The sequence below is a fragment of the Marinobacter sp. genome, from assembly GCF_041984545.1.
Taxonomy (GTDB): Bacteria; Pseudomonadota; Gammaproteobacteria; order Pseudomonadales; family Oleiphilaceae; genus Marinobacter.
The window spans coordinates 1-12,198 of sequence record NZ_JBHIXV010000016.1 but is presented as its reverse complement, the minus strand read 5'-3'; the positions used below and the strand labels follow the sequence as shown (position 1 = coordinate 12,198).

At 60.5% G+C, this 12,198-nt stretch carries 13 protein-coding genes; all 13 read right to left on the bottom strand.

The features are described 5' to 3' along the window. Nucleotides 1–486: a flagellar motor switch protein FliN gene (gene fliN / locus ACFC20_RS09355; RefSeq protein WP_091986376.1), complete on the bottom strand. Its 486-nt coding sequence runs from the start codon at nt 484–486 to the stop codon at nt 1–3. Beyond that, on the bottom strand, nt 479–1,477 hold the full coding sequence (gene fliM, locus ACFC20_RS09350; RefSeq protein ID WP_375192762.1) for a flagellar motor switch protein FliM: 999 nt from the start codon (nt 1,475–1,477) through the stop codon (nt 479–481). The genes fliN and fliM overlap by 8 nt, the downstream gene beginning before the upstream one ends. A gap of 35 nt (nt 1,478–1,512) precedes the next feature. Beyond that, nucleotides 1,513–2,022 carry a flagellar basal body-associated protein FliL gene (gene fliL, locus ACFC20_RS09345; RefSeq protein WP_375192761.1) on the bottom strand — a complete coding sequence of 170 codons (510 nt, stop codon included), beginning with the start codon at nt 2,020–2,022 and terminating at the stop codon, nt 1,513–1,515. Nucleotides 2,023–2,186: 164 nt separating this feature from the next. Next, nucleotides 2,187–3,422 carry a flagellar hook-length control protein FliK gene (locus tag ACFC20_RS09340; protein ID WP_375192760.1) on the bottom strand — a complete coding sequence of 412 codons (1,236 nt, stop codon included), beginning with the start codon at nt 3,420–3,422 and terminating at the stop codon, nt 2,187–2,189. Between the two features lie 118 nt (nt 3,423–3,540). Continuing rightward, nucleotides 3,541–3,888 (bottom strand): Hpt domain-containing protein, encoded by a 348-nt coding sequence (locus tag ACFC20_RS09335; protein WP_375192759.1) that lies wholly within the window; start codon nt 3,886–3,888, stop codon nt 3,541–3,543. A 36-nt stretch (nt 3,889–3,924) separates the two neighbouring features. Then, nucleotides 3,925–5,670, bottom strand: a complete 1,746-nt coding sequence (locus ACFC20_RS09330; RefSeq protein WP_375192758.1) for a PP2C family protein-serine/threonine phosphatase — start codon at nt 5,668–5,670, stop codon at nt 3,925–3,927. A 24-nt stretch (nt 5,671–5,694) separates the two neighbouring features. After that, nucleotides 5,695–6,000, bottom strand: coding sequence for an STAS domain-containing protein (locus ACFC20_RS09325; RefSeq protein ID WP_375192757.1), 306 nt, complete (start codon nt 5,998–6,000; stop codon nt 5,695–5,697). A 122-nt stretch (nt 6,001–6,122) separates the two neighbouring features. Then, nucleotides 6,123–6,566, bottom strand: coding sequence for a flagellar export protein FliJ (gene fliJ, locus ACFC20_RS09320; RefSeq protein WP_375192756.1), 444 nt, complete (start codon nt 6,564–6,566; stop codon nt 6,123–6,125). Then, entirely contained in the window at nt 6,566–7,963 is a 1,398-nt protein-coding gene (gene fliI, locus ACFC20_RS09315) for a flagellar protein export ATPase FliI (protein WP_375192755.1), read from the bottom strand. The genes fliJ and fliI overlap by 1 nt, the downstream gene beginning before the upstream one ends. Then, nucleotides 7,944–8,807, bottom strand: coding sequence for a flagellar assembly protein FliH (locus ACFC20_RS09310; protein ID WP_375192754.1), 864 nt, complete (start codon nt 8,805–8,807; stop codon nt 7,944–7,946). The genes fliI and ACFC20_RS09310 overlap by 20 nt, the downstream gene beginning before the upstream one ends. Then, a complete protein-coding gene (fliG, locus tag ACFC20_RS09305) occupies nt 8,807–9,850 on the bottom strand; it encodes a flagellar motor switch protein FliG (protein WP_375192753.1) in 1,044 nt (347 codons plus the stop codon). Before fliG ends, ACFC20_RS09310 begins: the two co-directional genes overlap by 1 nt. Beyond that, nucleotides 9,843–11,546, bottom strand: a complete 1,704-nt coding sequence (gene fliF, locus ACFC20_RS09300; RefSeq protein ID WP_375192752.1) for a flagellar basal-body MS-ring/collar protein FliF — start codon at nt 11,544–11,546, stop codon at nt 9,843–9,845. The genes fliG and fliF overlap by 8 nt, the downstream gene beginning before the upstream one ends. A gap of 15 nt (nt 11,547–11,561) precedes the next feature. Next, on the bottom strand, nt 11,562–11,930 hold the full coding sequence (gene fliE / locus ACFC20_RS09295) for a flagellar hook-basal body complex protein FliE (protein ID WP_375192751.1): 369 nt from the start codon (nt 11,928–11,930) through the stop codon (nt 11,562–11,564). Between the last annotated feature and the right edge of the window lie 268 nt (nt 11,931–12,198).

Here is a 12,198-nt window from a genome sequence, read left to right as displayed (position 1 = left end):
TTATTTCTGCAGCCGTTTGATGCGTTCGCCCGGGCTGATCACGTCGGTCAGGCGAATGCCGAATTTCTCGTTGACCATGACCACCTCGCCGTGGGCGATCAGGGTGCCGTTTACCAGCACATCCAGGGGCTCACCGGCCAGTCTGTCGAGTTCAATCACCGATCCCTGATTCAGTTGCAGCAGGTTTCGGATGGGAATCTGCGTGTTGCCGACTTCCATGGAAATGGTCACCGGGATATCGAGAATCACATCAATGTCCGGCGCCTGACCACCGCCCTTGGCGAGACTGCTGTCCTGACCAAACTCTTCCATTGGCGCCGCCTGGACGTCGTCGTCTTCCGACTCACCGGCCTCGGCCATGGCAGCGGCCCACTCGTCCTCGCGGTCACCATCATCGCCGGATTCCTCCATGGCGGCTTCCCACTCGGCGGCCAGCTTCTCGTCTTCGCTGAGCTCCTGCTCGTCTTTCTTGTCGTCGTCAGCCATTACGTCCCACCTTGAGTTGTTTCTTGACCTTGGGCAGCGTTGCCCGTTCTTGAACTTTCAGTGCCAGTTTTCCGTCACGGGTACCCAGCGTGGCCTTGTAGATGGGAATTCCGTTGGCGGTCACCGTCAACTGCTCCGGAATTTCCACGGGAATGATGTCGCCGGCTTTCAGCTTGGCGATATCCCGCAGGGAGATCCTCCGCCGACAGACCGTGGTATTGATGGGCACGCTCACGTCCTTGATGTCTTCCTGGAGGGCATTCACCCAGCGCTCGTCCACGTCGTCGATGTCACTCTGAACACCGGCGTCGAGAACGTCCCGGATGGGCTCAATCATCGAGTACGGCAAGGCAAAATGCAGTTCGCCCCCGCCACCGTCCAGCTCGATGTGGAAGGTGCTGACCACCACCACCTCGCTAGGACTCACAATATTGGCCATGGCAGGATTCACCTCGGAACTGAGGTACTCAAAGTCTACCTTCAGCACCGCGTGCCAGGCTTCCTTCATATCGTGGAATACCTGGTCGAGAACCATCTGCACGATACGGGTTTCAGTGGGTGTGAATTCCCGTCCCTCGATCTTGGCATGGCGACCCTCGCCCCCGAAGAAGTTGTCCACCAGCTTGAAGACCAGTTTGGCGTCGAGCACAAACAGGGAGGTGCCGCGCAATGGGCGAACCTTGCACAGGTTGAGGCTGGTGGGCACGTACAGGGTGTGGATGTATTCGCCAAACTTCATGATCTGGACACCCCCGGTGGAGACGTCCGCGTTTCGGCGCATCAGGTTGAACAGGCTGATCCGGGTATAGCGGGCAAAACGTTCATTGATCATTTCCAGGGTCGGCATCCGTCCCCGGACAATGCGGTCCTGACTGGAGAGGTCGTAGGACTTTACACCTGTATCGTCGGTTTCTTCGTAGGTATCAATGTCGCCGTCGTCCACACCGTGGAGGAGCGCATCGATTTCATCCTGTGATAACAAGTCCTGCATGTTTAGTCCTGCCCCTGATATGCCTGGCTAGTGCCCTATTGCACAACAAAGTTCGTGAACAACACCCGCTTGATCGGGGCCTCGCCTTCCTGTTCCAGCACCTGGTTCACGGTGGCCAGCATACGGTCAGCCAGTGCCTGGCGTCCTTCCGGTGTCTGGAGATTGTTGAAGTCGCTGCTGCCAAGCACCATCACCAGTTGGCTCCGGATCAGGGGCATATGCAGCATGGCCGCCTCGAGGGCCTGGGGACTGCCAGACTCCAGCGCCAGGTGAACCTGGCCGTAACGTTGCCGGCCTTCCGCCTGGACGGTAGTAACCACCGCCTTGTCCAGGACATGGTAATTGCTCGGGGTAAACGTCTCCTCGGCGACCTCTTGCCCTTCGCCGGAGTCATCGCCCATGCCCGGCAACCCGCCGCCGAGGAACCATAGGGTTCCTACTACCGACAGTACGATGGCCAGAATCACCACTACAACCAGCATGATGATCAGATTGAGTTTACCCTTCTTGGCAGGCGCCGCCTGAGTTTCGTTGTTTTCAGCCATAGTGTCCGCTTTGCCAGAAATCCGTCGGCGGAAGCGCTTTTCCGCGACTTTTCAGGAGTGGATGCAAAGGGCGGGCCAGAACACCCAGCCTTCCCGTTCAGAACCGCAGTTTAGCGTTGCAGGGAAGGATGGGCAAAGGAGTTTGGAAGAGGCAGGACAAACGATCAGGCGAAGATGTCCACTTCGCCCTTCCAGCTGAGATCCAGGGTATGGGCGTGGCTACCATCGGCGTCCGGATCCCCGTCAACGAGAGCGGTGCCGGTGCCCCCGGCGGCCTGGCCGTCAGCAGTCTCCTGCTGGCCGGACTGCTGCTGGGGCGAATCCGAGACATCAAAGCCGGCCAGGGACAGCCCCTGCTCGCTCAGCATGTCACGCAGGCGGTGGGAGTTCAGTTCAAGCTGGTCACGCACCACCGGATTGGCAGAGTGTACCGTGATGCTGGCCTGCTCGTTCTGGACGCGTACCTTGACTTCCATGGGCCCCATGTCCGGTGGCGTCAGGTGAATTTCGGCAACCGACATGTTTCTGGCGGTGAGCCAGCTCAACTTACCTACCAGCTTGTCACCCCATTCGGCGTGACCAACCGGCACATCAATGGAGGTGGCATAGCCACGGAGGGGTGCGGCTGTTTCTGGCGTCAGACGGGCCGTGTTGTTTCCGCCGGCCGCCTGCTGGGACACCAGATCCATGGCCGACTGGAATCGACCGTTAGCAGGCAGCGAGCCCGCATCCGGGTTACGGCCCAGCTCGGTCACCAGTGACGCTTTCAGCGATTCTGCCGTAGGCCCATCCTGCACCGCGCTGGGATTCCCTGGAATTGTCTGGCCGGTGGCAACGCCGCGCAATCCGTTCAGCGAGCCCTGCGACGCTGTCTGAAGCCCGCTCTCTCTGAGTTGGCCGTTCATGGCGTTCTGTAGTCCGGCTGCCACCGCGGGCGCTTCCATTGCGCGGGCACCCTGGGGGTTCACGAGGCTTTGCAGTTCAGCAAAGGTGAGCGGTAACAGCAGTGGGTCCACAGCCAATTCACCGTTCCCTGCCGCCAGTGCGTCCGCCGGCACAGGTTCTGCAGTGTCTTGCGTCTCCTGAGGCCCGTTACTGGCCTGCGCGTCCCTGGACGCCGCATTGCCGGAGGTTTCGCCGGCCTTTGCCTGATTGGGCGACTCCTGCCGGGATTCACTGGTCTTTTCCCGGGCTTCTGCGTCCCGGGCTTTTGCGTCCTGGGCTTTTTCAGCGTCTTTGCGCTCGGCCTGCTTGCGATCAAGACGCTGCTGTTCCGCCTTTGAGACAGATTCGAAATCGTTTTTCCTGTCGGCCGGATCCTGGCTGGAAACAGACTTTGACGGGCCGGGATCCTTGTGGGTCCCGGGCGCGGGGGTTTGGGGGAGAACCATCTGGGCCATGGCAACCTCTTGCCGCTTTTATCGCATGATCGCCCTTACCTTGCCGGTTTGTAGCCGTGGTAGAGGCGGTTTGTTCCGTTATGCGATAGTCAAAGCAAATGTGATGCCATGGATCGTTTCAGCTTACCAGAAGCGCGTGCAGCCTCTGTGTGACCTGCCGGAATTCGGTGTCTATGGCGTCCAGTAACGCGGGTGCCTCATCAAGCCTTGACGCCCTCCCGGTTTGCTCCGCCTGCCGACAGAGCTCCCCGAGCCTGGGCGCTCCGATGTTGATACAGCTGCCCTTGAAACTGTGGGCGGTTTTGGTAAAGGCGTCGCAATCATCCGCCTCCAGCGCCTGCCGAAGACTATGAATGCGATCCTGTGAATCGGCAAGATAGGTCTGGATCAGAACTTCGAATTCGTCCTCCATCACATCCTGGAGTTCCGCCAGAGCCTCTTCATCTAGGTGTGGTTTGTCACCCATGACCAACTCTCCTTGTGTGTTCAATACCGTAACCCCCTATTGCCCGGAGGTCTCGGAAAAATGCCAATCGTACACAATTTCAACATGATTGCCGCGACCATGAAACCGGATCGACTCGGCAAGACGCCTGAGCAGGAGTAATCCCCGACCAGAGTAGTGCCCTCTGCTCAGCGGCAGCCCCTCGGTTCCCAGCCCGGGGTGATTGTGGAAGTCGAACCCCTGACCACTGTCTTCGCAGATAATGCGTAGCCTGCCACCCCCGTCTTTCAGTGAGTGATGCAGGGTAAAGCGGATGTAGTGGCCGTCAACTTCAGCCAGGCGCCGCCGGCGTTCCGCGTAATACTGGCCGAAGCCGTCCCGGGATTGCTTCCACTCCGACGGCAGCTTGAGCACACCGTGCTCCAGGGCGTTGTTGTAGAGTTCCGCCAGCATGGTATAGATTTCGCCGCTCTTACGACGCAGCCCGGGCACCTCCATACAGATATGCAGCAGCAAAGGCAGCGGACTGAATTCACCCAGGGTCTGCTCACGCACCTCGTAACTGCACCGCCATTCCGCCGGACCTGCCAGGGCGGAAGGCGTTACCCTATCCGTCAGGGAGGGCATGCCCGTCTCATCGCTCATATCCAGGCAGCACAGGGTGAGATCGTCGCCATCACCGGGGCTCCCCTTGAACTCCCGCACCGCCGACATGAGGGCATCGAACGGATGCGTCTCGCGATTGACTGAGCTCAGGGTATCCCGAACCCCTGCCTCACCAAACACCCGACCATCCGCATTGACCGCCTCCAGGAAGCCGTCTGTCATCATCAGTAGCCGGTCCCCTAGCCGGGTTCCGATCCGTTCAAATTCGGCATCGAACGCCTCGGGGGCAAGGATACCCAGCGGCAGATGGCGGGAGGATAGCAGCTCGGATTCTCCGTTACCCCGTACCAACCAGCCATCCGGCAACCCTCCGTTCCATACCTGGAGCTGGTTGTGCTTGAAATCCGCCTCGATCATGGCACCGCAGCAGAACATGCCTGTGGGTAGAATACGCTTGAGTTTCTGGTTGATTTCCTTGAGCACGTCCTGGCCGTTGAAGCCTTTGCTGGACATGCCATAGAAAATCTCCGCCACCGGCATGGCGCCGATGGCCGCCGGCAGGCCATGGCCCGTGAAATCGCCCATGAATACCAGCATGCCGCCCGAAGGCCTGGGGGAGGCAAACAAGACATCGCCATTGAAGATTGACTGGGGGGAAGCGTGATAGCGGATATTGTCGGCATCCAGACAGCCGGAGTGTGCAACGTTATCGAACACCCGCTTGGCAACCTCCTGCTCCTCGGTTAACTGCCGGTTGCGCTCACGGATCAGGTCTCTCTGGTTGGACAGCGTCTGGTGCATAAGCCGCATCCGGTTGAAAGCTTTGATCTTGGCTTCAATAATTATGCGGTTGTAGGGTTTTCCGAGGAAATCGTCGCCTCCGGCCTCCAGGCATCGAGCCAGGGCACCGGCTTCGGAAAGGGAAGTCAGGAAAATGACGGGAACCAGCTTCTCGCCGGCCAGGTCCTTGATCTGACGGGCGGCCTCCATACCATCCATCACCGGCATCAGGGCATCCAGCAAGACCAGATCGGGCGACAACTCCCGGAAGCGGTCAACGGCGTCAGAGCCGTTGGTTACATCCACCACGTCATGCCCCAGGCGTTTTAGCAGCGTCTTTAGAATGAGCCGGTCGCTGTCGGAATCGTCGGCAATCAGGATCCTGAGAGGGCCGTGTTCTGCAACGGAATCATCCATGAGAACTCCGGAAGAGCTCGGGCATCAGCGAATCTGGAACAGCTGCTCGAAATTGGAAATGGAGAGAATCCGCCGCACGTCGCTGTTGCAGTTCTCAATGACAACCCGGGCATTGTCGCCCCCCGCGTAGTCCCGGAGTAACAGCAGCATACCCAGGGCGGAACTGTCGAGGTAGGTGGTTTCGGACAGATCCACGATGTAATCCTGCACGGAAGGGTCACCGTGCTCGTAGGCATCCCTGAAGGCCTGGTGAGTGCTGAAATCAAAACGCCCTTCAATGCTGATAACAAGGGTCTGACCGTTATCATCGCGGCGCGTCTGAATCGGCATTCCAAACCTCCATGGGCATCACGAGCAATGTTTCCGCGGGCGTCCACCCGCTATCCCTTACCGGTAAAGGATAGCTGAGTTGACCGGATTTGCATCCATTTTGCGCCGGCGGTTCTGGTATTTCAGCGCTGCCGGCGCTGAAAGGCCCGCACGGCCGCTTCGTCAGCCAGTTTCTGCTCTCGCAGGTCCTGCTCTCGCTGCTCCTGCTGCCGACAGCTTTCGATGTACTTCTCCATGCCGCGCCGTCGCTCCCAGGCCTCCTGCCACGCTTTCTTGCGCGCCTCGAACACCTTTTCGGCCTGTTCCAGCTGCTTCTGCTGCTGGCGAATCACCTGGTCTAGCTGGGCAATGAAGGCCTGCCAGGCCTGCAGACGGGTCACCTGAACCACGCCCTGCTGACTGTTACGGATCTGGTCACGGTATTCCTGCTGGTAACGATGCAGGTTCTCAACCTGTTCACGCTGTTGCTCAACCTGCTTCCTGGCTTCTCCCATGCGCTCCAGGGCTTCCTGCTCCTTTCGCTCCTCAAGGGTCAGAACCACTTCCAGACGACGGGACCGAAGCATCAGGCCTCACCTCCGCCGCCGGTACCCGAGGGATTGGGCACAGCCGACCGGCGCCGCTCGGGCGACCGGCGTTCTGGCACCACCGCGAGTAACTGTTCGATACTCTCGCCCAGGGGCGCGCTCTCGTTCAGCCCCTGCTGCAGGAACTGGCGCATGTTGCCAATGTGGGTGATGGCGAAATCGGTTTCCGGATCCGAGCCCTTCACGTAGGCCCCCACGGAAATCAGGTCCCGGGCCTGTTGATACCGGGAGTACACCTGCTTGAAACGCTGGGCGCGCGAAAAATGCTCGGTTTCGGTAACCTGGGGCATCACCCGGCTGATGGAGGCCTCCACGTCGATGGCCGGATAGTGTCCTTCCTCTGCCAGGCGCCTGGACAGCACGATGTGGCCGTCGAGAATCGCCCTTGCGGCGTCCGCAATCGGATCCTGCTGGTCATCACCCTCGGTGAGAACCGTGTAGAAAGCGGTGATCGAGCCACCACCGGGGCGGCCGTTACCGGTACGTTCAACCAGCTGCGGCAACTTGGCAAACACCGAGGGCGGATAGCCTTTGGTCGCGGGTGGCTCGCCAACCGCCAGCGCAATTTCCCGCTGGGCCTGGGCATAACGGGTCAGGGAGTCCATCAGCAACAGCACCCGCTTGCCCTGGTCCCGGTAATACTCGGCAATCCGTGTGGTCAGCATGGCAGCCCGCAGACGCATCAGCGGTGAGTCGTCGGCCGGCGCCGCCACCACCACAGAACGCGCCAGGCCCTCGTCGCCGAGGATATCCTCGATGAATTCCTTGACCTCACGACCCCGCTCGCCAATCAGGCCCACCACCGTGATGTCGGCATCGGTGAAGCGTGTCATCATGCCCAGGAGCATACTCTTACCCACACCACTGCCGGCGAACAGGCCAAGACGCTGCCCCTGCCCTACGGTCATCAGCGCGTTGATGGCGCGAATGCCGACGTCCATGGACTGGCGTACAGGCGCACGGTTGAGCGGGTTAATGATATCGCCGGTCAAGGACACCCGGGCCTCGGCCTGAAGCGGGCCCTTGCCATCAAGCGGCTCGCCGCTGCCGTCCACCACCCGGCCAAGCAGCTGCGGGCCCACCGGCACGCGGCTCGCTGCCGACAGTGGCACCACCCGGGCACCGGGCCGGAGCCCTTCAATGGCCGTCAACGGCATCAGGTAGACCTTGTCGTCCTCAAAGCCCACCACCTCTGCTTCCACGTTGCCTGCGCTTTGGCCAAAAATGACACAGCGGTCGCCCACCACCATGGGGCAACCCACGCATTCGAGGGTCAGACCAACCATGCGGGTCAGGCGGCCGGATAATTCGGGTTCGGGTCCGGTGCCAAGATAATCCTGAAACCGGTTCAGGCGTTCAGCGAGAGTCGAGGTCATCGTCGTCTCCGGAGGCGTCCTGCTCAGTGGAATCCAGAACGTCGCGATGGAAACCGGTCAGGTCCTCCATCAGGGAGTCGAGTTCTTCGGTTTCACCGCCTTCGCTGCCTTCCATCTGCTGGTCCAGCATGCCCTGAACCGCACGCTGGAATCGCTTCTCAACCGTGAAGTCCACGAGGCTGTGGCGGGTTTCAACCTGGCAGCCACCCGGCAGAATACTACTGTCTTCGACAACGGCGGCCGACGCATCCAGGCGCCCGGCAACCTCTCGCACCAGTTCAACGTCGTCGGGGTGGACACGGATGCGGATATTATCGGCAGTGGAAGGCAGGGATTCCATTGCCCGGCGAACCACCTGCTGGATCTGGGAGGAATCCAGAGTGAGCTCGCGGTAAACCACGGCTCTTGCCAGCACAGTGGTCAGGTTGACCAGTGCGGTCTCGAGCTCATCCTCATGGCGCTTGATTGGCAACAGCAGCTCCCCGAGCAGGTGCTCCAGGCGATCCAGCTTGGTGTCAATTTCCTTGCGGGCATCGTCGTAGCCCTGGCCCTTGCCCTGCTCTCGACCCTCCGCGAGACCGGAGTCCAGCCCCTCTTTGTGACCCGACTCCCGGCCCTCAGCAAACCCGGCCTCATAGCCCTGTTCGCGGCCTTCGTTGTAACCGTCCTCGCGGGCGGCTCTGCGAATTTCCTCGATGTCCGCCGCCGTCAACGGTTTGACATCACGCTCTTCCTCGCGGGGCACTTCGTTTCCCCGCTCATCAAGCAACGGCAGCTCCCAGCGCTCATAGGCTGTCAGCTGCTCCTTGGGAATGCGGTTGCGGTCGCGGGTGGAATCTTTCATTACATCATTTCTTCACCGGCACCACCGAGGGAGATCTCTCCGGCCTCGGCCATGCGTCGGGCGATGGTGATGATGTCCTTCTGGGCCGCTTCCACTTCGCTGACCTTGACCGGCCCCTTGGCCTCAAGGTCATCCTGCAGTAATTCCGCGGCACGCTTGGACATGTTCTTGAAGATCTTCTCCTGCACTTCGTCGTCGGCACCCTTCAGGGCCACCACCAGGACTTCCGAGGACACTTCGCGCAGCAGCGCCTGAATACCGCGGTCGTCCACCTCTTTGAGGTTGTCGAACACGAACATCAGGTCTTCGATGGTGCTGGCCAGGTCCGGATCCATGTCCTTGATGGAATCCATCAGGCTGCCCTCAATGCTGCGATCCATGAAGTTCATGATGTCCGCAGCCCGCTTGACACCCCCGATCCGACTGGTCTGGGAAGCCGCGCCACCGGAGAACTGCTTCTCGAGGATATCGTTGAGCTCCTGCAGGGCCTGGGGCTGGATGCTCTGCAGCGAGGCTACCCGCATCATGACATCAAGACGCACCTTGTCATCCAGAGTGGCGAGGATTTCCGCGGCCTGGTCCGGATCAAGGTAGGAAATCACGATCGCCTGAATCTGCGGGTGCTCATAGCGGATAATGTCGCCAACAGCGCGGGGTTCCATCCACTTGAGGGTGTCGAGGCCGGTGGTGTTGCCACCGATGAGAATCCGGTCAATCAGGCTGGCGGCCTTGTCATCGCCCAGGGCTTGGGTGAGCATGGCGCGGATGTATTCATCGTTACCCACGCCCAGACCAGTCTGGCCGCCAACGGCGTCCACGAACTGGTTCAATACGAAGGTCACGTCGTCCTTGCTGACGTCCTTCATCTGGGCCATGGCAACGCCTACCCGCTGAACCTCCTTCGGCCCCATGTGCTTGAGCACTTCGGCGGCGTCGGCCTCACCCAGAGACATCAGCAGGATGGCGGCCTGTTCAACCCGGGGAATCTTCCGCTGGGGTTTCTGCGGGGTACCGGCCCCCTGCTGGTTGGCTTGTTCAGTCATCGACGTTCACCCACTGGCGCATCACCTGGGCAACCCTCGCCGGGTCTTCCGCGATCAGCCCTTTCAGTGCATTCAGTTGTCTATCATAACTGTCCGTAGCGCCCGGCAAAAGCAGGTCATCCTGGGACGACATGGCCTTGCGCAACTCGTCGCCACCCTCAATCTCGTCCAGCCCGCCATAGCCGCTGTCGGAGGTATCCAGACCGCGCGCTCTCTGACCGCCACCGGACAGGCTCTTGAGCGTCGGGCGCAGCAGGCCAAGCACCAGCACCAGAATCACCAGTCCCGCCAGCACCTGCTTCATCAGGTCCCAGAACCAGGGTTGTTCCCAGAAGCCGGGCGCTTCGAATTCCACAGTCTCCTCAGGCGCAAAGGCAGTGTTCATAACGGTCACACTGTCTCCGCGGGCAGCGGAATAGCCCACGGCGTCACGTACCAGCATACTCAGGCGCTGCAGTTCCTGCTCCGGCCAGGGTTGATAGCTGACTTCGCCGGTCTGGGGATCCACCACTTTCATGTCATCCACGGCCAGGGCAACCGTTACCCGCTTGATCCGACCAAGTTCCTGGCGCACGTAGCTGACAGTGCGGTCCATTTCATAGTTGCGGGTGGACTCCCTGCGCACGTTTACCGGCTGCGCTGCGGCGCCTTCCTCACCTTCGGCACCGGCGGCCTGCTCGGGCACGGTGGCGTCGGCCGGCGGCTGGTTGGACAGTGCACCCGGAATACCACCCGGTGCGCCGGTCGCCCGCTGCTCGGTAAGCTCCCGCTCGCTACGCACCGCTTGCTGTTCCGGGTTGAACAGTTCCTCTGCCTGCTCAACGGATGAGAAATCCAGATCCGCCGAGACCTCGGCGCGATAGCGACCATCGCCAACGATCGGCGCAATCAGGGACGCCACACGGCGGGTCAGTCGCTCCTCGACCTTGGCGGTGTATTCGTACTGGTCCTGCATACGGTCGGCGTCACCCTTGCTTTCCATACCGGTGAGCAGGTTGCCGTTCTGGTCGACAACGGTCACCTGGTCCTTGGTCATCATGGGCACGCTGCCCGCCACCAGGTTGACGATCGCACTGATCTGCTCCTGTTCCGGGCGACGGCCGGCAAACACTTCCAGAAATACCGAGGCGGAAGGATCACGGGCGTCACGCACGAACACCGAGCGCTCGGGAATGGCCAGGTGCACCCGGGCGTTGCGCACACCGCGCATACTGGCAATGGTGCGGGCCAGCTCACCCTCAAGACCGCGGCGGTAGCTGATGGTTTCCATAAACTGGGAGGTACCCAGGCCGCGCTCCTGGTCCAGCAGCTCATAGCCCATGGTTTTCTGGTCCGTTACGCCTTCGGCGGCCAGCTTCAGGCGGGCATTGTAAACCTGTTCGGAAGGCACCAGCAGCGCGCCGGTACGGGGATCCATCTTATAGTCAATGCCGTTGCTGTCGAGAATGCTGGTGACATCCTGGGGGTTATAGGAGGAAAGGTCGCCCACCACAGGCTGGTAATTGGGTTCCTGGGCCCAGAGCACAACAGCGAGACCAAGCGCGACGCTGGCGGCAAGCCCCACCATCAGGCCGATCTGACGCAGCAGGTTCAGGCGGTTGAAGCCCAGGAACAGGTCGCTCCGGCTCTCCGGCGCGTCGCCCTCACGGGCCGCGGGCACGTTGGAGGCATTGGTTTCTGCAGGTACGCTGGCCATCACTCTGCTCCGTTATCAGATCGGCATGTTCATAATGTCTTCGTAGGCCCGAACCACCCGGTTACGAACCTGGGTCAGTGCCTCGAAGGAAACAGAGGATTTCTGGGCGGCAATCATCACCCGGGTAATATCCACGTTGGGATCGCCCATGTCGTAGGCGGTGCGAAGATCGCTGGCGCTCTTCTGAAGATCGTTCACGTTGTTGACTGCCTTGCCCAGCATATCGCTGAAACTCGGGGTTTCCTGCGTTTCCTGGGTCTGGCGCGGGCCGTCAATCCGGCCACGAACCGATTGATCCTGTTCGACTCGCTGGTTCTGCATCATCTGTGAACGCAGGGACCGGATATCGGACAAAACGCTGTTGATGTCGGCACGCTGAACCATATCTTACTCCTGGCTCTGCCCCCGGGAAGGGCAGCTTTGCTCTGGGAATTCTCAACCGAGACTCTGTTGAGCAAGCCTAAGCAATCAGCAGGCCAACACCTTTTTATTACTATTTATCAGCATCTTAAGCCCGACATTTTAGACTCACCAAGAGCCAATGACGGAGTTTTGACAGGGCTTTCCGGGGACCGGACATATCGGAAGCGTCCGGTAATCGGGATAGGGGGGAGCCATGAGGCTCCACCCCTCCCACACCACCCGGCATGCG